Annotated in this window: 19 protein-coding genes; 9 read left to right on the top strand and 10 right to left on the bottom strand. The window is 56.9% G+C overall.

Features of this window, described 5'->3' with window-relative positions; genetic code table 11:
- Positions 1 to 27 precede the first annotated feature (27 nt).
- Both GSQ91_RS08415 and GSQ91_RS08420 read right to left on the bottom strand, forming a co-directional pair.
- Positions 28 to 1,065, bottom strand: coding sequence for a zf-HC2 domain-containing protein (locus GSQ91_RS08415; protein WP_158821051.1), 1,038 nt, complete (start codon positions 1,063 to 1,065; stop codon positions 28 to 30).
- A complete protein-coding gene (locus GSQ91_RS08420; protein ID WP_158821053.1) occupies positions 1,062 to 2,033 on the bottom strand; it encodes a sigma-70 family RNA polymerase sigma factor in 972 nt (323 codons plus the stop codon). Before GSQ91_RS08420 ends, GSQ91_RS08415 begins: the two co-directional genes overlap by 4 nt.
- Before the next feature lie 95 nt (positions 2,034 to 2,128).
- Here GSQ91_RS08420 and GSQ91_RS08425 point away from each other — a divergent pair, with 95 nt between their 5' ends.
- The 3 genes from GSQ91_RS08425 (at position 2,129) to GSQ91_RS08435 (ending at position 5,181) form a co-directional block, all read left to right on the top strand.
- Positions 2,129 to 2,878, top strand: a complete 750-nt coding sequence (locus tag GSQ91_RS08425) for a bifunctional 2-polyprenyl-6-hydroxyphenol methylase/3-demethylubiquinol 3-O-methyltransferase UbiG (RefSeq protein ID WP_158821338.1) — start codon at positions 2,129 to 2,131, stop codon at positions 2,876 to 2,878.
- Between the two features lie 163 nt (positions 2,879 to 3,041).
- A complete protein-coding gene (locus GSQ91_RS08430) occupies positions 3,042 to 4,142 on the top strand; it encodes an IS110 family transposase (protein WP_158821055.1) in 1,101 nt (366 codons plus the stop codon).
- Positions 4,143 to 4,680: 538 nt separating this feature from the next.
- Positions 4,681 to 5,181: an N-acetyltransferase gene (locus GSQ91_RS08435; protein ID WP_158821057.1), complete on the top strand. Its 501-nt coding sequence runs from the start codon at positions 4,681 to 4,683 to the stop codon at positions 5,179 to 5,181.
- A gap of 200 nt (positions 5,182 to 5,381) precedes the next feature.
- Here GSQ91_RS08435 and GSQ91_RS08440 read toward each other — a convergent pair whose 3' ends face one another.
- A complete protein-coding gene (locus GSQ91_RS08440; protein ID WP_158821059.1) occupies positions 5,382 to 6,008 on the bottom strand; it encodes a TetR/AcrR family transcriptional regulator in 627 nt (208 codons plus the stop codon).
- Positions 6,009 to 6,107: 99 nt separating this feature from the next.
- A complete protein-coding gene (locus GSQ91_RS08445) occupies positions 6,108 to 7,070 on the bottom strand; it encodes an alpha/beta fold hydrolase (protein WP_158821061.1) in 963 nt (320 codons plus the stop codon).
- A 142-nt stretch (positions 7,071 to 7,212) separates the two neighbouring features.
- Between GSQ91_RS08445 and GSQ91_RS08450 the strand changes: the two genes are divergently transcribed.
- The gene (locus tag GSQ91_RS08450; protein WP_158821063.1) at positions 7,213 to 8,256 is read left to right on the top strand and encodes a trans-acting enoyl reductase family protein; all 1,044 of its coding nucleotides are present in this window, start codon (positions 7,213 to 7,215) and stop codon (positions 8,254 to 8,256) included.
- A 28-nt stretch (positions 8,257 to 8,284) separates the two neighbouring features.
- Here GSQ91_RS08450 and GSQ91_RS08455 read toward each other — a convergent pair whose 3' ends face one another.
- Positions 8,285 to 9,214, bottom strand: coding sequence for a hypothetical protein (locus tag GSQ91_RS08455; RefSeq protein WP_158821065.1), 930 nt, complete (start codon positions 9,212 to 9,214; stop codon positions 8,285 to 8,287).
- A gap of 6 nt (positions 9,215 to 9,220) precedes the next feature.
- A complete protein-coding gene (locus tag GSQ91_RS08460) occupies positions 9,221 to 9,433 on the bottom strand; it encodes a hypothetical protein (protein WP_158821067.1) in 213 nt (70 codons plus the stop codon).
- A 533-nt stretch (positions 9,434 to 9,966) separates the two neighbouring features.
- On the opposite strand from GSQ91_RS08460, the gene GSQ91_RS08465 reads away from it, so the two are divergent.
- Positions 9,967 to 10,797: a TIGR03435 family protein gene (locus tag GSQ91_RS08465; RefSeq protein WP_158821069.1), complete on the top strand. Its 831-nt coding sequence runs from the start codon at positions 9,967 to 9,969 to the stop codon at positions 10,795 to 10,797.
- 69 nt (positions 10,798 to 10,866) lie between these two features.
- On the opposite strand, the gene GSQ91_RS08470 is transcribed toward GSQ91_RS08465, so the two are convergent.
- Together GSQ91_RS08470 and GSQ91_RS08475 are read right to left on the bottom strand one after the other, a co-directional pair.
- Positions 10,867 to 13,614 (bottom strand): ABC transporter permease, encoded by a 2,748-nt coding sequence (locus GSQ91_RS08470; RefSeq protein WP_158821071.1) that lies wholly within the window; start codon positions 13,612 to 13,614, stop codon positions 10,867 to 10,869.
- On the bottom strand, positions 13,611 to 13,952 hold the full coding sequence (locus GSQ91_RS08475) for a PadR family transcriptional regulator (protein WP_158821073.1): 342 nt from the start codon (positions 13,950 to 13,952) through the stop codon (positions 13,611 to 13,613). The genes GSQ91_RS08470 and GSQ91_RS08475 overlap by 4 nt, the downstream gene beginning before the upstream one ends.
- Before the next feature lie 749 nt (positions 13,953 to 14,701).
- Here GSQ91_RS08475 and GSQ91_RS08480 point away from each other — a divergent pair.
- Both GSQ91_RS08480 and GSQ91_RS08485 read left to right on the top strand, forming a co-directional pair.
- A complete protein-coding gene (locus GSQ91_RS08480; RefSeq protein WP_158821075.1) occupies positions 14,702 to 15,061 on the top strand; it encodes a PadR family transcriptional regulator in 360 nt (119 codons plus the stop codon).
- A gap of 10 nt (positions 15,062 to 15,071) precedes the next feature.
- Positions 15,072 to 17,744, top strand: a complete 2,673-nt coding sequence (locus GSQ91_RS08485) for an ABC transporter permease (RefSeq protein ID WP_158821077.1) — start codon at positions 15,072 to 15,074, stop codon at positions 17,742 to 17,744.
- A 33-nt stretch (positions 17,745 to 17,777) separates the two neighbouring features.
- On the opposite strand, the gene GSQ91_RS08490 is transcribed toward GSQ91_RS08485, so the two are convergent.
- Both GSQ91_RS08490 and ftrA read right to left on the bottom strand, forming a co-directional pair.
- The gene (locus tag GSQ91_RS08490) at positions 17,778 to 18,659 is read right to left on the bottom strand and encodes a haloalkane dehalogenase (protein ID WP_158821079.1); all 882 of its coding nucleotides are present in this window, start codon (positions 18,657 to 18,659) and stop codon (positions 17,778 to 17,780) included.
- An 88-nt stretch (positions 18,660 to 18,747) separates the two neighbouring features.
- Entirely contained in the window at positions 18,748 to 19,749 is a 1,002-nt protein-coding gene (gene ftrA, locus GSQ91_RS08495) for a transcriptional regulator FtrA (protein WP_216845142.1), read from the bottom strand.
- A gap of 106 nt (positions 19,750 to 19,855) precedes the next feature.
- Here ftrA and GSQ91_RS08500 point away from each other — a divergent pair, with 106 nt between their 5' ends.
- Both GSQ91_RS08500 and GSQ91_RS08505 read left to right on the top strand, forming a co-directional pair.
- Positions 19,856 to 20,311: a rhodanese-like domain-containing protein gene (locus tag GSQ91_RS08500; RefSeq protein WP_158821083.1), complete on the top strand. Its 456-nt coding sequence runs from the start codon at positions 19,856 to 19,858 to the stop codon at positions 20,309 to 20,311.
- Between the two features lie 11 nt (positions 20,312 to 20,322).
- Positions 20,323 to 20,781, top strand: coding sequence for a GNAT family N-acetyltransferase (locus tag GSQ91_RS08505; RefSeq protein ID WP_158821085.1), 459 nt, complete (start codon positions 20,323 to 20,325; stop codon positions 20,779 to 20,781).
- Positions 20,782 to 20,835: the final 54 nt, after the last annotated feature.

A 20,835-nucleotide genomic window follows, 5' to 3' on the forward strand; every position in this document is an offset into this window, starting at 1 on the left:
ATCCAGACAAGGGGGCGCAGAGAACCCTTACTGCTGCCGCCAGTGCACCCCATCCTCACTAATCCAGATCACTCCTGCCTCTGTTGTGAGTTGAAAACTCGAAGGTGCAACCACGCGGTTATCTGTCGCGTCCTTCGCCTCAGCTTGTGGCGCAAGCGCTAGTCGAGTCACCTTCCCCTGCCACTGCTGCTCGACGGCCTGCCAAGACTCACCGCCATTTTTGCTAACAAACAGCGTCCCCGCGGAGTCCGCAGCCAGAATCGACGCACCGCTGGAGACGGTTGTGGCTATGGGCAGCTTGCTGGGCAAAGGATGAAGAGCGGCCTTTGCCGGCAGCGTCTGCGTGATGCTACCGGTCGCTTCGGCGCGCCTGCTGAGAAAGGCGCGCCCATTGACTGGCAGGTTCTCCACCGAGGCCCCAGCGAGAGCGTCTGCAGCACTGGGTGATGAGACGTATGGCGGTGCGGGTGACGGCGCTGGTGCTGGGGGCTCAGCGCGTCGTAGCTGCGTATGCACTCTGACATTGTCTTCACTCGTACTCGTTTCAGCCGAAATAGCGCCGTCCTGGATTGGGTTTGCGGGGGGCGCAGAGGACGCAAGACTTTGTGGGGCCCGAGCACGTGGTGGAGGTGGTGGAACGGCTTTGGCTGCGGGCCGTGCAGGGGCAGAGGGAGCTGCAATCGGAGCCTCTTCTTTCGGGGCTGGTGGAAGGTTTTGGACTGGTTCGACTTTTGCAGTCTCTGTCGTAGGCGGCGGTGGTGCGCTATGGTGCAGATGCAGTGCTACCGTTGCGATCAATGCGCAGGCCAACGCTGCCGATGCCGCACCGACCATCGACAGCGGGTTGAATCTGAACCAGTCGCGCCATCCAGGAGCGGCCTTCACCGGTACCGGCTCTTCCGATTGCTGGGCCTGTTGCGCTAGAAACACGATCTGCCGACAGTGCGGGCAGTCGGCCAGATGCGCGAGGGTCTGGATCCGCTCGTGGTCGGGCAGCACGCCTTCGACGAAGGCATTGAGCTGGTCTGGATCCAGGTGGTGGCCGGGTTGGAGGAGATCGTTCATGTTTGCTTTGTGCCCGAAGACTTTGTCTGATTGGAGAACGTTCCAGCTGTTGGAGCTTGCAGTAAATTGCGTAGATTGAGGTCGAGGTCGCGGGGATCGGTTCCCAGCGCTTCATCGGCCGCGCGCTTGCTCATGCCTGAGGCTTGCAGGCGTTTTAGTAGTTGCCGGTGCAGGCCGGCGGTCAGGTTTTTTAGCTTGCGGCTTACTGTAGATTCATGAATACAAAGGAGTTGTGCGATTTCTAGAAGAGTTCGCCGATCCAGGAAGTAGGCGGACAGCAGGAAGCGGTCGTCCGGCGTCAGAGCGCGTAATGTCTCCGCTAGCGAGTCGCCCAGCCGGGAGAGCGCCTCGGTGGTGGGCGTTGGGGCCGACGAGGCGGCGGCGAAGTCGGTGTCTTCGAGCGGCGTCTCGCGCCGCGTGCGTCGATGGTGATCCACATGACGCTGGGCGAGCGTCGTGCGCAGCCACCCCATCAGCGATCCCCTGCCGGAGTAGGAAGCCAGCGGCGAGCGGCGCTGACCGTCGCGTTCGGTCAGGCCAAAGAGCTCGGAGTAGAGGGAATCGGCGAGGTCCTGCCCCAGGGAGGACGATCCGGTGATGGCGACGGCAGCCAGGGTAAGCGGCGCTCGAAAGCGCTGTAGAAACTGCTCCCATGCCGCCTCCCGCCCCAGCGCGCAGGCATGTGCCAGCGCCAGCTCGCGAAGTTGCAGCGCGCGATAGAAGGTTTCTACCTGCATGGAGGAAGCCCGTTGCCCAGGAGCCAGTCCGTAGTTGTATTTGGCGCCGACGGCCATCAGCTTCTGGGCAAACTCATCTCTGCTGAGTTCGAGGCTCCCAGCTTCCGCCTCACTCCAAAGCGTGTCGAGCAGCGCTGCAGGGATCTCCACCCCCGTAGACGCGGGCGGCAAAGCCACCGGCGTCCCCACCGGGGAGCCAAGCTCGACGGGTTGGGTTGAAGCAGAGTCCACGCCCCCAAGATACGTGAGTGAAAGGTCGTCCGCCCAGGGCGTGGTGGAGGTGATTTCTTTAAATCAGGGACAATGGAGAGCACTTAGTGAAGACGATGGATACTTTTTACGAGGATCTTGCGGAGTACTACCACCTCCTCTTCGAGGATTGGTCTCGGAGCATTGAGAGGCAGGCTGCCGTTCTTGGACCACTTTTGGAGCGATATACCGGGCGAGGGGCTCCGCGTGTTCTGGATTGCGCCTGCGGCATAGGAACGCAGACTCTTGGGCTCGCTCAGAGGGGGCATGATCTTGTTGCCTCGGATCTGAGCCGTGCCTCGGTTGCACGGGCTGAACGAGAGGCTCGCTTGCGGGGGCTCGAGGTGCCGTTCCATGTGGCGGATATGCGTGATTTGAGCGCTCATCCCGCGCAGGATTTTGATGCGGTTCTGGTGGCGGACAATGCTCTGCCTCACCTGCTGCTCAAGGAAGACCGTGATCGAGCTTTGCAGGAGATGGCAGGCAGATTGCGGCCTGACGGCGTTCTGATAGTGACTCTGCGAGACTACGACCGCCTGATCCAGACACGTCCTGCGATGCAGCCCCCGTCGTTCTTTGGCGAACCTGGCAGCCGACGGATCGTTCATCAGGTTTGGGATTGGGAGGGAACGGAGTATGACGTTCATCTCTATATTTCACTCGAGACCGATGCCGGGTGGGTCGTGAAGCATTTTGTCTCGCGGTATCAGGCGCTGCTGCGGGAAGATCTTAATGCGTCGCTGAGTGTGGCTGGGTTTGCGGATATCCAATGGTTGGAGCCGGAGGCGACGTCGTTCTATCAACCTGTTGTGATTGCGAGAAGATAGTGCCTCCCGGGTTGAGGGCCTATAGGATGCCGAGCCTTGAAGGAGCGACTATTGTGCTGCCACTGACGTCGATAGATCGCCCCTTCAGATGGGATGAGACGGCTGGTCTCGGGGGAGAAGCTAAGCTTTCCCAACGCACTCGGAGTGCAAAAGGAGACCAGCCATGAAGAAGAGTAGCACCAGGAAGCCGTCGATGAAGAGCCAGGGGATCAAGTCGAAGCCGGAACGGACCGTAGGATTGGATCTTGGTGACCGAACCTGCTACTACTGCCTGTTGGACAGCGCAGCGGAGTTGATGGAAGAAGGCCGTATTCAGACCAGCGAAGCGTCGTTGCGCAAGCAGTTCGACAACGAAGCGCAGATGCGGATCGCGCTGGAGGTGGGCACACACTCTCCCTGGATAGCGCCGCTGTTGGAGTCGATGGGCCATGAGGTGATCGTGGCCAACGCGCGCAAGGTGCGGGCCATCAGCTCGAACGAAAACAAGAACGACCGTGAAGATGCCCTGTTGCTGGGCAGGCTGGCAGCGGCGGATCCCAAGTTGCTGCATCCACTCCAGCACCGTTCGATCCAGAGCCAACAGGACCTGGGTTTGATCCGTGCGCGGGCTGCTGTGGTCAGGGCCCGGACGCTGCTGGTCAACTGTCTGCGCGGGTTGGTCAAGAGTTCCGGATACAGGTTGCCATCCTGCTCCACAGAAGCTCTGCCAGAACAGGCCCGTCAGCATCTGCCTGCGGACCTCAAGCCAGCCTGCCTGCCCCTGGCTGAACAGATCGGGAAGCTGAACCAGACCATCGCGGAGATGGACCGTAAGGTTGTGCAACTGGGCAACACCTATCCAGAGATCGGGGTGCTGCGCACGGTGCCCGGCGTCGGCCCGCTGGTAGCTGCCTGCTATGTGCTGACTCTGGACCATCCCAGTCGTATTCGTGACAGCCGCCAGGCAGGGGCCTACTTAGGACTCCGCCCCCGGCAGGAGCAGTCCGGCGACTCCAACCCCGAACGGGGCATCGCCAAGAACGGCAACACCTATCTGCGCAGTCTGCTGGTACAAGCTGCCCATTACACCCTGGGCCGCTTCGGCCCAGACTCCGCCTTACGCCGTTGGGGCCTCAAGCTGGCCGGCACCAGCAAGCGCAACAAGAAGCGAGCCGTCGTGGCCGTGGCCCGCAAACTCGCCGTTCTGCTGCATCGCCTGTGGCGCTCCGGACAGACGTTCGTTCCTTTTCCCCACCCCTTGACCGCTGCTGTTGCTGCGGCCTGATCCCTCAACCTCTCACCGAAAGCTTTTTGTTCCCTTGTGACACACACGATGACATTGCGCGTCCCGGGTGACTGCGATTGAGCCCCGGCCTCTTAGGCCGACCTTCAGATAGCAGCCCCACTTCCTGTATCGGACTCCATCAGACACCGGGTTCTCTTGATCCCACTAGAGTGCGTATAGAAGCCCGAAAAGGAATCTTCACCCCCATCGTCTCGTGCCACATCGAACCAAAAAACTTTCCTTAATAATGTCTAGCTTGGGATAACTTTTCGCTTGACCTTGAACTGCCGTCTCATAGAAGGGCTCGGGATTATTGGGGTCCGTAACCCAGGGTTTCACCCTGGGCTGTGATGGGGGCGCCCCTTCGGGGCTTAGATTGAGGCCCGTTCCTACCTCTGTTCCTCCATCTGCATTTCTTCTCTATCTGCATTTCATGCAATTACATGCCTTTAGGTCTTAGCCCGCCGAGGATTTCAAATGCGATTGCTCTGGCATGATGACTTAGTAGAATTTCTGGATAGACCGTAGGGGCCCTGCGATGCCAGTTCTTGAACAGATCACTCAGGCTAATGTTTTGGCGTACAAGACGACTCGCCTTTGGGCGTTGCAGGATTCACCCAGATCCTTCGGCAGCACCTATGCCAGGGAGTCTCAGTTCTCCGACGCTGACTGGGTTCAGCGCACCGCCAATCTGAATACGGAAAGGTCGGTGGGCTATCTGGCCGTGGACAGCGGGAGTTATTGTGGCATCGCCGGAGCGTTTTTGGATCAACATGATCCTCGGCGGGCGGAGATGGTCTCCATGTGGGTGGCTCCTACTGCTCGACGAACAGGTGTGGGCGGGATCTTGATCAATGCCATTCGATCGTGGTCCAAGATGCGCGGAGTTCACACGCTGCAGTTGATGGTTACCAGCGAGAACCATAGCGCGATCCAATTCTACGAACGGAATGGATTCAGCATGACTGGCCATACGGAACCGTATCCAAATGATCCGGCGCTCTTCGAGTATGAGATGGCGCAACGGTTGTTCGCGTAAAGCTTGAAGCGCAAAGCGCAGTTTAAGTGCAGGAGCAGCGAAAGTCCGTGCTTGAAACGGTTCAGACCATATCGGCAAGTAGAGTTCTTCGGGGTCCTTCGACTGCGTAGCTCGCAAAGTGCGCGAGCTACTTCGCTCAGGATGACGATTTTACGGTAACTGAAATACAAATCAATACAAAAGCATTGGTGTGGCTCGATCTATTGCTTGCGAGCGGCAGTCAGCAGAGCTTGCGCGGTGGCTTGCAGGAGCGGGCGTGCCTCGCCTGGAGAAAAGACCTGCGAACTTACGAAGGCTCCGTTGATGAGCAGCGACAACTGTCCGGCGAGTTCGTCCGGGCGTTTGACGCGTAGCCGCTCGGCGATTCCCTTGAGGCGACGCCGGAGTTCCAGCTTGTGAGCCTTGGCTACTTTGCGGGCCGGGTGGTCGGAGTCTGGAAACTCCGCAGCGACGTTGAGTTGGGGGCAGCCGCGGTAGTTGGGCCGTCCGACGCGTTCGGCGATCCAATCGAGGTGCGCTTCCAGTTCCGCTAGCGGATCGGTCTTGTGGAGTTCTGTGACCCCGTTCCAGTGGTTCCAGAAGTCCTCGTCTTCGCCCTGCAGGAAGGCGGCGATGAGGTCATCCTTGGTGCGGAAATGGCGATAGAGGCTGGTCTTGGCGACTCCGGCTTCTTCGACGACGAGGTCAACGCCGACGGCCCGCACGCCTCGTTGATAGAAGAGCGTCGAGGCCGTGCGGAGGATACGGTCCCTCATCTCGGCGGAGTTGCCGTGCGCCTCGCTAACGTTGGTGTTTTTGGCGTTGGCGTTTTTGGGATTTCCTGGCATTCTCGAACCTCCTGAGCGGACATCGTAACTTCATAACTTTTGATAGAAACGGGCCAGAGTCTCAACTCTATGCTGAGTTTCTGGCCCTTTGTTGGAACGCTATGCCTTCACACCCCACAGCTTTACCGCTTCCTCTGCAATCAGGTCCGGCATCTCTTCCGGGAAGAAGAGTTTTGCATCGTCTATACGGCGGATGCCGCGTGAGCCTGGCAAAGTTTTGTCGAGCCACTCGGCTCCCTGCACGGGGAAGAGCGTATCTTTCAGGCCCCACACCATACGCGCTGGGCGTTTCCAGTGATGTAGTTTTTCGCGGATGGGTACGAGCACATTTTCGCCAAGCGCAACGGCATACTCATCCGCCTGCCGTTTTCTTAAATCGCTTGAAGCCAGCGGCTTGAGATACATGTCGAGCGTCTCGTCTGTCAGCTTGTCAGGATAGGTGTAGACGCCACCCAGGCCCTTCGGAGACCGTGCGAGATTCTTGTCGGCAATCTCCGGCACCAGCACACCCTTTACAAACAGGCCCTTCTTCGCCAGGTTGATGAGTGGCACAAATCCTGCTGGAGGATTGTTCGTATCGACATCGCAGTTGGCCAGCAACAACGTACGTACGCGGTGCGGATAGGTTGTGACGAAGAGCTGGGAGACGAGACCGCCGCTGTCGCTGCCTACGAGGTCGACGGCATGGATCTTGAGGCGATCGAGCAATGCTGCCAGCATCTCGACCTGTGTGGCGGGCGTGATCGTTTGCGTGTCGGGAGCTTCGGTGAAGCCGAGCCCCATCACATCGGGCGCAAGGCAGTGGCGATATTGGCTGAGCCGCTCCAGCGCGCCTCTCCACTGATAGCTGTTGAGCGGGAAGCCGTGGACGAAGAGCGCGGTGGAGGGGCCTGAGCCTCGCTCCACATAGGCCACGCGCGCGATGGGGAGCTGCGCGAACTTGCGGTTCTGCGTGTACCACGCTGCGTCGATCGTCTCTGTTTGCTGCGCGAAGACATGCTTACCGATTGCGGCGGTTGCCATGACGGAAGCTGCGGCCTTCACAAACTCTCTGCGTCTCATGTGCTCGATATCACCTCTCAGCTTGTTTTAGATACGGTGTGTCAGGGGCAGTTGCGCAAATTTGTAGCTTCGAGATCTTGACGCACTACAGACCTGTATGTACTCTACAGGAAACAGACAGGTCTGTAGCGAAAGGGAAAGCATGAGTGCTCAAGCTGATAAGTCAGGAAATGGCCGGACGATTGCGGTCTTTGGCGCGTCGGGACATACGGGACGCTTCGTGGTCGCCGAGCTGCTGCGCCGCGGGTTCGCGCCAATAGCTATCGGCCGCGACAGCGCGAAGATGGCGGAGTTGGGGTTTCAGGAGCGTGGCGTCACGATCAGGACCGCTTCCGTCGAGAATCCTGCTACGCTCGACCGCGCTCTGGCTGGTGCTGCGGCGGTCATCAACTGCGCGGGCCCGTTTCTGGATACAGCCGACGTTGTGGCGGCAGCGGCGTTGCGCGCCCGCATGCACTATCTGGATGTCACGGCCGAGCAGTTGAGCGCTCAAACCACGTTCGACCACTTCGGTGCTGTTGCAACAGCGGCTGGAGTGTTGGTGATTCCGGCGATGGGGTTCTATGGAGGCTTTGCCGATCTGCTGGTCACAGCCGCAATGGGAGACTGGGAGGCAGCTGACGAGATCCGTGTTGGGATTGCGCTGGATAGCTGGCGTCCGACGCTGGGGACGCGGGTTACCGGCGAACGAAACACGGCACCGCGGCTAGTGGTGGAAGGCGGAAAGCTTGTACCGCTGGCGCAGCCCGCACCCCAGACGTTCTGGGAGTTTCCTGAGCCCTTTGGGCGTCAGGATGTCACGGAGGTCCCGTTGTCTGAGGTTCACGTGATCGCCCGGCACGTGCGCGTGGCGAGCCTTCGCACGTACCTCAACAACACACCGCTGCGCGATCTTCGCGATTCCGCGACTCCACCACCGGTTGCTGCGGACGAAAGCGGACGGTCGGCGCAGACCTTCCTGGTCGAGGTTGTTGTCCGGAAGGGAAGCCGTGTTCGCCGGGCGGTCGCGCAGGGACGCGATATCTATGGATTCACCGCGCCCCTCGTGGTCGAAGCTGTCGAGCGGATTCTCGACGGACGAGCTCACTGCAGCGGTGCTCTTGCGCCGGGTGAGGCGTTCGATGCTGCGGACTTCCTTCGGGCTCTCGCGCCGGAGTATCTGACGTTGGAGCTCGATGCCGACTAGGGAGCTTTGAAGATAGTAAATGTAAGGGTTACGAAGATTGCCGATTAGATCGATCCAGCGCATCCGGAAGAGCTACATTGACGATCCTACTCAATTCGCTAATTAACTTGGTTAAATTCTTATCCTCAAGCGGATTCACGGATATCAGAGTCCTAAGTGTATGGCGGACGTTGACGCTGGAAATTTCACTGCCGACCAATAGGAATAGGTCGCCGGGAATAGGTCGCCAGTATTCGGATGATATTGGCTTAGCGACCACGCTTTTGTCATCCTGAGCTTCATAGGCGGAGCAGTCGCGAACAAAATCGTTATGACGAAATCGATCCGGCTTATCTAGTAAAAGAGTCTGCAGGGATCCATCACTACCGATTTTCTTTTCGCTTACCCGCCCGCGATAAAGAACTCCACCTTTCATCATCACATCGACTTCAATTCCATATTGATCCCGGTCATGCAGGAGCATGGGAGAGAGTGCGATGTGCCATTCCGAAATGAGTGGCAAAACGAGCAAATGCATCCATTTGGTTAGTCGGCCGTGCCTCCGGAATTGGGCCCGGACTACACCGAAATTGCGCGCAATAAGGCCTAAAATAACAGACGCGATTAGGACAACTAGGTAGATGCGAGCCAATAGCGATAGGTTTGCATGAACAAAGCCGATGAATGAGGGAAAGAATACGAGGTGTAACTCATCGAATAGTTTGTCACTGTAGAGCGCCGTGAAGACGATCTCGGCCTTCGCTTTCGCATCCGCTGGAAAACGAAAAAGCAATAGATTTCGAGTCGACCATGCAATTACTAATGGAATGATCGACCAAAGAGCACCGCGCATTAATTCTTCGCTTTTGGACGCGGCCATCGAGCGTCGAATGAGAAAACAGCCAACAACCGTACGACAGAGCAGTAAGGGGACAACGAAATAAGCTGTCGCCAGGACAGTTAGCAGGAGCGTCAGCATGAGGCTCTATACGGCAAGGAGATTAAGATCCTTCATTGTGATCTCGATTTCGCCCAGAGTGGTAGGGATACGCGCTACGCCCTTGCTAGCAATATCGTTCGCAACATCCTGCATATGCTCTCGCAGATAAATGGCAATTTCTTGACGAACGACTGCGCGATTCTGATCGCTCTTCTCTTCGATGACGTTTAGGATGTGCTCAATCTGAATACCGTTCATGATGACCCTCCGGACGCAAACATAAATGCCAGCAGCCCTTGGTGTTTCAGACTCGATCAAACCTGAAAAGTCGCAGAAAACGCTAGAAATGGAATCCCTGTGATGGGAATTCATTCTAATACAGTATTTTGATGGCTCGCCTGTTATGTTCCACAAAGGGTAATGGAGGAATCACTAAGAATTCCCGGCTGGCATTCACACATCTGCGTTTACGGCGGGCAAAACTAACGACGGAAGTGCCTTCATTGGTTGCGGTGTAATGGATGGTCATATCCCCGAGAGGCCTGGGCTAGTGAAGGAAAGCAATTCAGTCGTTGCGGCTGCGCCTTCACTCCGGCCTTCGGCAGAGAGGAAGGGGCTATTGGCCCGGTCTTTGCGGCACGGTTGAAACCGTGCCCTTCCGGTTCTTGCCACAGCAGAGTGTTTGCACGCTGTTAGGCTCGGTACTCGTGGCCGCCGGCTCACGCGCAAAGAACGCGCCTGAACGGGGTACCCGGCATAATGACTCATCCTCCCTGTACCCCGGAGGCCACATGAAGCGATCGCTGCTCTTACTTCTATTGATTGGAGGCTCCATACCTTCGATGGCTCAAGATCCGAATGACAACGAAGCTTTTCATCGTTCTCGGCACGTTCAGCATCCACAACGACCTGAATTCTCACCGTCAGACACGGTCCACATATCACCGACGCAAAAAGAGATCGGTACATCTATGTGGAGCGCGCCGAATTATTGGATCACTCAAGGCTATGAGCTTCAGGGGCTTGTCGGAATGCTCTACGACTATGCTGCAACGCGCATTGAATTTGAGGACCCGGAGCTTGCGCAACAACGATATGATGTAGCACTGGTCCTGCCGAATGAAGAGGATGAAGCGGCGATGAAGGAGTCTATCCGCATCGCTCTGCAGCGTGAGTTAGGTCTTCTCATCACGAGAGACGTTCGGCGCCGCGATGTTTACATTGTGACCGCCCCGCATGGCCCAGGGCCCAAACTTCGCGAATCAAGGGATATGGGAGGATTTACCGCGACGCACAGTCTCGTGACTGTCCTAAGTGGGAAAAGTGCGCCTACACGTGAAGACATAGAGCAACTTCAGCTTTCAAAAAGGGCGAATGAGGGGATTGCTGTCGATTCAATCTCGATATCGAGTGGAACGATTACAGAATTCTGCTCCACGCTAGAGCAAAGTTTGGATCGTCCTGTAGTTGATGAGAGCCAATTGCAAGGTCGCTATTCCTTTGAGTTGAGGCGGGAGAAGCTGAGTAGAGATCAATTCTTCGAACGGATACAGAAAGAACTGGGCCTGCTGGTGTCACCCGGGGAGCGGGAAGTAGCTATGCTGATCGTCCAGCGTAAGTGAACGGTGTGGCCGCCCAATCATGCGCGAAGACCGCGCATGAATAAGGACCCGGCAAAAATTGTAGATCTCTTATTCGTGTCGCAAGGCCTTGATTGGATCAACATGTGCGGCGCGGCGGGCGGGAATCCAACTGGCTCCCAGCGCTACGGAAACGAGCAATAGAGCAGCTGTCGCCAGGGTAAGAGGGTCCCAGAATGTAAGGCCAAAGAGCATACTCGTAATGAGGCGTCCCATAGCGGCAGCGATTCCAAGTCCAGCAAGTACACCGACTATCGTGAGCCACGAAGCCTCTCCCAGAATCATGCGAAGCACCTGCCCGGCCTGGGCTCCAAGCGCCATGCGGATGCCGATCTCATTGGTGCGCCGCGAAACGGTATACGCCATAATGCCGTAGATTCCGATGCAGGCAAGGACCACCGCCAACACGCCGAAGCCCCCAGTAAGAGCGGCGAAGATACGCTCCTGGCTGGTGGTGTCATCAATTTGCTCCTGCTGCGTGCGGATATCCATCAAGGGAAGGTTCTTGTCGACTGATTGAATCGCGTTACGCAGCATGGGGACGATCGCTGCGGCCTTCATGTGTGTGTGGACCTCGTAGGTCACGCCACTCTCCAGATTGTCCAGTTGGATATACGGCTCATAAAAGGTTGCGGGTGGGTCTTGCCTGACGCTGGTGTATTTTGTATCCGCAACAACCCCCACAATCTCAGTTGGAACGCTATGGGATAGGCTGCTGGTGAAGATCTTTCCGATGGGGTTTGCTCCGGAAAAGAACTTCTTTACTAATTGTTGATTGACGATGGCCACTTTCTTGGATGTGGATGTATCGCTGCTCGTGAAACTTCGACCTGCAAGCACAGGTATTCCAAAGGTAGAAAAGAAGTGAGCGCCGACTGCGTTGAAGTTTGCCGAAACCTTGTCGGCGTCTTTTGTGGACTGTCCCGCCGGAGTAAAGTCATACATCCAGCGTGCGCCGGAGATCAAAGTCGCCTGGGAGAGCGTCAGCGAATCGACTCCCGGAATCTGAGAGAGCTTTTCTTCCAACTCGCGGTGGAGTTCGATGTCTTTCGGTGCTGGATAGCGAGTGTTCGGCTGTTGAATATCGAAGAGCAGGATATTTGCGGGGTTGAAACCGAGAGGGGCTTTGCTGAGGTTTGACAACGTTCGGGTGAAGAGCCCGGCGCCGACGACAAGGATGACGGAGAGCGAAATCTGAAGTACGACGAGGGTCTTACCGGCAAAGCCTCGTCTGCGCTGCGTGACGTTTTGCGCAGTTTCTTTCATCGCGGAACTGGCCTGCGTGCCTGCGGCCTGCCATGCGGGAGCCATTCCAAAGAGCAACCCCGTTAAGACAGAGATGGCCGTGGTATAGCCAAATATCTGCCAGTCGAGATGATTCACAATCTTTGTTGCCTCCCAGGAGCTGGAGAGCAGATTGGGAATCAGGTTGTGACCGAGATAACCAAGGAAAAGTCCTCCGATTCCGCCCATGGCGGAGAGCAGCAGGCTTTCGGTAAGCATCTGCCGGAGTATGCGTCCTCGCCCGGCACCGAGTGCAAGTCGCACGCTCATCTCGCGTTGACGTGCGCTGGAACGGGCCAGAAGCAGGTTCGCAAGATTGGCGCATGCCAGCAACAAAACAAAGCCGGTGAGCGCGAGGAGAACATAGATAGGTTTAGCAAATTGCCGTCTCATCTCGTTCAGACCACGGCTTCCATCGACCCAGTCGAAGCGTGGCATGGTCGCATCCTTCGTCAGCGTCATCGTTGCTTTGACGGCGTTACTGAGAGCTGCATCAAACGAAGCACTCGCGGCTGCTTCATTGGCACCGGGTTTTATTCTTCCCATAACGACAACCCACCAGTTAGTGGTGCTCGCGAGGAGAGACGGAGCATATCGTCGGAATGCGATAGGCTGCATGCTGAAAGGGCAGAATATATCGGGTGAGATTTGAACACTCTCGGCACCGGTAAATGACGGAGGATTCACGCCAACGATTGTGACGGGAACCAAGTTCAGTTCAAGGGTCTTCCCAATAACAGAGGTAGAGCGTCCAAAGCGGCGCGACCACAGGCTGTCGCTGATGACGGCGACAGGACTACTGCCGACGATGCCATCGTCTGAATCCTGAATGCCGCGCCCCAGTTCGGGCTTCACCCCAAGCGCCTTGTAATAATTGCCTGATACCAGCTCTGCTTCGACAATCTCTGATTGACCATCGATGGTGACTGTCGTTCTTCCAAAGTTCTTAAAGGCGAAGATGTCTTCCATCTCCTGGTGTTGCCGTTTCAGTTGCTGATAGATCGGATACGAGAACGAGGTGTCTATCATCTTCCCTTTAGGAGTAGCCACGTCGGTGCCCCATTCCCACTGCACAGCACCGCTCTTCTCGTTTTGCGACCAGCCGAAGAGCCTAAGCTGCTCGGGATGCTCAACATTCAATCGATCCAGCATCACCTGTTTGGCGAGAGTGAAGATAATGGTGTTGGCACCGATACCCAGAGCGAGTGATCCAATGGCAATCGCAGCAAAGCCGGGGTTTTTGATCAGCATGCGGCAGCCATAGCGAAGATCGGAACGCAGTTCGTCCCATGCGCGTGTTCCCCAGGCAGAGCGGCAATTCTCTTTTTGCGCAGAGAGGCCCCCCAGCTCAACGCGTGCCTGCCGGAGAGCCTCTTTCCGCGATAGTCCATTGCGTGTCAGGTCTTCGACGCGGCTCTCAATGTGAAAGGCACGCTCATCCTCGATTTCACTGTCGAGTTGACTCGCGCGTGTGACGGCCTTCCACCATGTCGAGAAACGGCTGGATAGACTCATATCTCCTCCGGAGTGGCGCGGAGAATCGCTCCAATGGCGTCCGACATGTGATTCCATTTCTCGGTTTCGGCATGGAGGCGCCGCCGGCCGGATGCGGAGAGACGATAGTATTTCGCTTTGCGATTGTTCTCGCTCTGGCCCCACTCACCCGTAATCCAGCCTTCATGTTCAAGCCTATAGAGCGCGGGATAGAGCGACCCTTGCTGAATCTCGAGCCGGTCCCCGGAGATCTGCTGAATACGTTGTAGTACGCCGTAGCCGTGCAGCGGTCCGAGCGAGACAGCTTTCAGTACCATCATGTCCAGCGTTCCCTGTAAGAGATCGTTTTGCCTTCCCATCTATCTCCTCCTAGTATGACTAGGAGAGTAATCACCTTCTCCTAGAATGTCAAAGGGGCGCAGCATAATCCATGTACGGATTGGTCTATGGTCAGCTTGCGATGTGAGGTCGCCAATGCGCCTATCTTGATCGTTGTTCTCAAGATAGATGGTGCCACTCGTACCTCGAATCCTTTGGGTGGCGTATGAGTTGCTGCGCGTTCATGCGCAAAGAACGCGCATGAATGAGGCACGCGGCAGGGTGCAACGAGGGAATTGCCTTCATTGATCGCGGTGAGACGGATGGCCGTGTCCGCGAATATATCCTCAGTATTCCCTGAGAGACCTGGGCTACACGAAGGAAAGCAATTCAGTCGTTGCGGCTGCGCCTTCACTCCGGCCTTCGGCAGAGCGGTACGGGCCTTCGGCCTGACATTTTCCTGGGGCTTAGACGCAAAGCGCGCCACAAACATTCGCATCGCGCTCTGCGGCAGGGGCTTGCGCCCCAGGCTGGGATATGACGCGCCTTCAGCGCTTTAAAGGCATGTTCTCAGGGAGAGTTGAGTTTTTTCGCAGACTGTGAAGCCATGCCCGTCCGGTTTTTGCCACAGCGCAGTGTTTGCACGCTGCCAGCCTATGTTTGATGACGTCTTCCAGGTTGTCGGGGGGGGGCCCTTTTGCGTATCGAACCCTCTGAAAACATTTTTTTCTTTCCCATAGAACGTCTACTGGTGTATTGTCGTCTCCAATAGACGTTCTATGGGGGATGGATGGTCAAGTCGAAAAAGGAGCAGGAGTTGCTGCTCGGAACACTGGACATGCTTGTGCTGCAAACGCTGGTGCTGGGACCGGCGCACGGGCACACGATCGCGCATGTGATTGAGCAGAGGTCGGATGAGGTACTGCAGATCGAGCAGGGGTCGCTTTATCCGGCGCTTCATCGCCTGGAGGATCGGGGATGGGTCTCCTCCTATTGGGGAGTCAGCGAGAACAATCGGAAGGCGCGCTTTTACCGGCTCACAGCAGCCGGCCGCAAACAGCTTACGGTAGAGGCCAACCGGTGGCAGTCCATGGTGAAGGCCATTGGAAGCGTGATGCAAAACGTTACCCGGACTGCTGAACAGAAATGAGGAGGTACCGATGAGCTTGCGCCGCTTTCTGCACCGCCGCTACTGGGATGAGGAACGCGTGCGCGAAGTCGAGGCGCATCTGGCGGAAGAGATCGATCACAACAGCGCGCGTGGCATGACACCGCAGGAGGCGCGGCGGCAAGCCTACATCAAATTCGGCAATCCAACGGTAGTTCGCGAGGAGATTAGGCAGATGAACAGCTTTGTTCTGATGGAGAATCTGGGCCGGGACCTTCGTTATGGCGTGCGGCAACTGTTCCGCAGTCGTGGTTTTGCCGCCATTGCTATTCTCACCCTCGCGTTGGGGATAGGGGTCAACACAGCCATCTTCAGTATTACCAACGGCCTCTTCTTCAGTTCTCTACACATACGGGACGAAGGTAGAGTTGTCGAAATGGGATTCGAGCAGAAGGGCGATTCCTGGCAACCGAGCCTGTCGATGCCCGAGTATCGAGAGGTGCGGGATGGGACGTTGAATGTCTTCTCCGAAGTCATCGCCGAACGCATTTATTTAGATGGCTTGAGTGCACAGGGGAACAAGCCCGACCGGGTGCTTAGCAGTTATGTGACGGGCAACTACTTTCAGATGCTTGGCGTAGAGCCATTTCTGGGACGACTCTTTCGTCCTTCGGAGGGTGCTACCCCCGGCTCCGATCCGGTGATGGTGTTGAGCTACCAGTATTGGAAGGAGCATTTCGCGGGAGATCCGAATATCATCGGGCGGCAGGTTGCAGTGAACAGTTATCCGGTGACGGTCATTGGTGTAGCGCCGCGCAACTTTCGCGGGCTCGTGACTGCTCCCCAGGTGCAGGTCTATCTGCCGGCGGCGATGATTATGCCCATCGACCATGAACCGCTTGCCACCTTCAACAAAGAAGACAGCCGTAGCAAGCATCTCTTTGGCCGCTTGCGACCTGGTGTCACGCGACAGCAGGCGGACGCAGCGCTTGCGCTCGTTGCGCGACGGCTGGCGGTCGAGCACCCCGACAGCGAAAAGGACGCGGCGTTACGATCATTTCCACTCTATGCGGGAAGACTCGGCGACCTGGATTCGCAGAGCATCTATATGACGGTGTCCGCATTTTTCCTAGGGCTTGCCGGTCTGGTTCTGCTACTGGCCTGCGTGAATGTTGCCAATCTCCTGCTGGTGCGTGCGAGCGTGCGCGAACGCGAGATGGTGATTCGTTCTGCGCTGGGCGCACAACGCTCTCGGCTGATTCGCCAGATGATGACAGAGAGCCTTCTACTGGCACTGCTGGGCGGCATAGCCGGCGTTGGCCTGGGTGCATGGGGTAGTTCGATGCTGAGCTCTATGAACCTGAACATCGATCTGCCGGTGCACTTCGATTTCGGTTTCGACTCGCACGTCCTCCTCTTCTCGGTGACGATTGCTCTGCTGGCCGGCACCGTGGTCGGGATTGTTCCGGCAATTCGACTGGGGCACGCCAACCTGAATCTGATCCTGCGGGAAGGCGGCCGTGGCGTTGCCGGAGGCAGGAGCAGATTCCGCGACGCGCTGGTTGTTTTGCAGGTGGGCAGCGCGCTGATGCTCTTAATCATCGCCGCCCTTTTTACACGCAGCCTGGCGGAGAGCGCACACGCGAATCTGGGTTTCAATTCTGCGAATGTGCTGCTGCTCACCATGGACCCCAGCGAGATCGGCTATAAGGATGTGCAGACTCGCGACTTCTATCAGGGACTCCTCGAGCACGTTCGCGCGCTCCCGGGCGTTGACTCTGCGACCATAGCCGGTTCGACACCGATGGGGTATGTCAACAGTGGTTTCGATACGGTCACCGTCAGTGGCGATCAGCCTTCGGCTGGGCATGCCGCACCCAGTCTGAACTACAACGTGATCGGTCCGGATTATTTCCGCACCATGCAGATCTCGTTGGACGAGGGGCGTGGGTTCACGGATGTGGACAAGGAGAGCAGCCCCAATGTGGGCATCGTCAGCGCGGCTATGGCAAAGAAGTATTGGCCGAATCAGGATCCGATCGGGAGACAATTCTCCATGAGCAGGGATCCGACGCATCCGATAGAGGTGATCGGTGTGGCGCACGATGTCCGTTACCAGGGATTTTCCGGGCCCATAGACCCCTATTTCTACCTGCCTTTCCAGCAGCACTATGCCACGAATTCTTTGAACACGCTCGAGATACGCACCGCAGGAGATCCTGTAGAGCTCATCTCCGAGGTCGAACGTTCCATCCACAATATCGCGCCGATGCTGCCTGTGTTTGAGGTAAAGACTCTGCATGAATCTCTCTATTCTCCTAACGGCCTGCTTATCTTTCAGGTGGCAGCTGGCCTGGCTGGGATCATGGGAACACTGGGGCTTATCCTCGCCGTTGTAGGTGTTTACGGTGTGCTTTCGTATGTTGTTAGCCGGAGAACTGCCGAGATCGGTATCCGGATGGCGCTGGGAGCGCGGCGTGGGGATATCCTGAGGAGCGTTTACAGGCAGGGTCTCTGGATCGTCGGGATTGGACTGGTGTTTGGTCTGGCGGGAGCGTTCGCTATCGCTCATCTTCTGGGCAGCATGATCGTAGTCAGTGCGACTGATCCAGCGACGTATTTGAGTGTCTCCGCCATCCTCGCAGCGATTGCGATGCTGGCCTGCTACATCCCGGCGCGCCGCGCTATGCATGTCGATCCTATGAAGGCGTTGCGAACTGAGTAGAAGGTGGCGGGTCGGTGCCTATAGCCTTGACGATTACGATATCTGCCCTGCGAGCACCTTTGCTACAAAACGGGCTATAGCTTCACCGACTTCACGGGGAGAGTCTTCCTGCAAGAAGTGCGCGCCCTTCACTGTGACTTCATATTGATTGGGCCACGCCCGACAGAATTCCCGCTGGGCCCCGATCAGAAAACCGGCTGGGTCTGCATCGATGAATAACTTCGGGATGGGGCTGCTGGCGAGCCAGCGCGAGTAGGAATCGACGATACGAGTGACATCTTCAGGCTGGCCCTCGATCGGCAGCTCTCTCGTCCATGTCAGCATAGGCTGGCGTGAAGGACCGGGATTTCTATAGTAGCGGCGATAGACTTCAATCGCTTCTTCGGATATGCCTCGAAGGGGTAACAGGTATTCGATGAAGAGATTTTTCTCAAGGATCAACTCTTCCCCGGCTTGTGTGCGCTGCGCTTTGAAGAATTCACGCGTCGAAGCTGGCCATTCGTCCCAGGAAAGAAACGGCCGGACAATCGATTCCATGTAAACGATCGCCTTGATGCGCTCGGGATAGCGCTGTGCCCATGCAAATCCAAGTGCCGATCCCCAGTCGTGGACCACCAGAATGATCTGGTCTTTCAGCGCCATCGTCTCGAACCAGGCGTCGAGATAGCGTTGATGGTCTACAAACCGATAATTCCCGTCAGGCGCAGCGCCAGAGTTGCCCATTCCGACAAAGTCGGGGGCGAGGCAACGTCCCAAGGGAAGGAGGTAGGGAATGATGTTTCGCCAAAGGTAAGAAGGGGTTGGGTTGCCATGCAGAAAGACAATCGGGAGCCCCTCTCCCACATCGACGTAGGCCATATTGGTATCGAGTACGGAGACGTGCTTTCGATAGGAAGCATCTTCCGTCGAAATCATAGGATGTGTGATGTTAGGGACCCCTCAGCAAACTTCGCTGCTTGTGAGATGCCTACTTCTCGTTCCATGACGGGATGTCGCGAAAGTGTTATCTATCTACTCGGTCTGGACCTCTCTGAAAGCGGGCACGATAGCCGTTTGGAGTAAGCCTGACTCGAGTGCGAAAGTGATGGCGAAGCGTAGGCGCAGATCCAAATCCGCAACGATCCGCAACCTCCTCTACCGAAAGCGCTGTTGTCTCGAGCAGATCCTTCGCTCGTCTTATACGCAAGGACGTGACCCACTCGAGTGGGCTGCTCCCTGTTGAGGCAGCGAAGCGGCGAGTCAATGTCCGCTTGCTCATTCGAGCGTGGTCGGCAAGTTCCTCGACGGTGATGTTGTCGTGCAGCCTCTTCTGAATCCACTCCAGCAGGTTCGAAAGCCAGGGGCTCGATGGTTCGCCGACTGGTGTATCGATAAACTGCGCTTGCCCGCCCTCGCGATGGGGAGAGACGACCAACCTTCGGGCGACCTTATTGGCTATCAGCGTGCCAAAGTCTTTACGGATGATGTGCAGGCAAAGATCGATTCCGGCTGCGCTGCCTGCAGAGGTGAGGATGTCTCCTTCATCCACATACAGTACGTCGGGTTGAAGCTGAATGGAGGGGAAAGCTGATGACAACTTTTCGACATACTTCCAATGGGTTGTTGCGCGCCTGCCGTCCAGAAGCCCCGTGGCGGCCAACACAAAGATGCCTGAACAAATGGAGACAAGCCGCGCTCCCCGTTTATGCGCTGCGAGAAGCGTGCGGATAAGGCGAGGTGGCGGTGGCTCATCCGGGTTGCGCCATCCGGGGATCAGGATGGTGTCGGCACGGAGCAGGCCGCTGAGACCTATCCGCGGCATGACACTGACGCCTCCCGTGGCACGCAAGGGGCCTTTTTCCAACCCACAGACCTCAAAGGCATACCAGCGTTCGAGTTCAGGACGCGGCAGTCCGAAGAGCTCAACGGCGATGCCGAATTCAAAGGTGCAAAGACCTTTGTACGCGAGCACCGCTATTTTGTGGGGCGCGGGAGTGGACTTTTTAGCATTTCGGAGCTTTGTCACATTTTTTACGGTAATTGGCATTTGAGCCACTGGCAAGATTTTCGTGCGCACCGCATTCTCGAGATGTAACAACTCTTCACCACTCCATGCAGAGAGGAAACATAGAATGCCTGTTACCCATGATGCGCCAGCAGAAGTTGTCGTAACCACGAAGCCAATAGCAAGGCAGATCAGTCGTGTGCTGGAAGTTGCTCCCGCACCGGCGGAGGCGGCTTTCGATCATTTTGCAAGAAGGCTCACCTTCGAGACAGATTGCTCGGACGTGTACTCTTCCTTCGCCACCGATAGGGTCGACTTCGCCCTTCTCGATGTGCGCGGACGGCAGGCTTACAGCAAAGGACACGTTCCTGGAGCGATCAATATTCCACTGCTCACCATTACCGAAGACAGCCTCAGGGGTTATTCGCCTGAGACGGTTTTTGTCGTCTACTGTGCAGGCCCGCATTGCAACGGGGCAAATAAAGCTGCCATTCGTCTCTCGCGGCTAGGCCGGCCGGTAAAGGAGATGATTGGAGGCGTCACAGGTTGGGTGGATGAAGGGTTCAGCCTGGTTGAGGGATGAGAGAAAAACCTATGATTCTCATTCGCGATGCTCGTCCCAGCGATGGGCCGGCGATCATGGCAATGCTTGCAGAGCTGGCTGCCTTTGAAGGTGCGAACCACGCTCCGCGCCTGAACGGCGTCACGCTGGCAAGGGATGTCTTCGGTCCCGCACCGCGATTGAATATCGCGGTGGCAGAGATTGCAAACCATCCACGAGCGCAACTGGCCGGCTTCATCTCCTGGTTCGAGAACTATTCGAGCTGGGAGGGCCGAGTTGGTGTTCACATCGGCGATCTCTGGGTCTGCCCTGAGTTTCGTGGACAGGGCGTAGCCGCAGAACTACTTCGGCAGGTTCTCTCCCGGAACAGGGGAAGGCGTATCGATGTATTCGTGATTCGAGACAATGCAGGGGCGCGTGGCTTCTATGAACATCTCGGGTTCAGAGAGAAGAGAGAGTGGTGTCTGTATAGGATCGAAGCCGAGGAATAGTTCGGTGGTGGCGTGGGCGAAATGCGGGGGTCCTTCGTTCGCTACGCTCTCTCA

Source organism: Granulicella sp. S156, from assembly GCF_009766105.1.
GTDB lineage: Bacteria > Acidobacteriota > Terriglobia > Terriglobales > Acidobacteriaceae > Granulicella.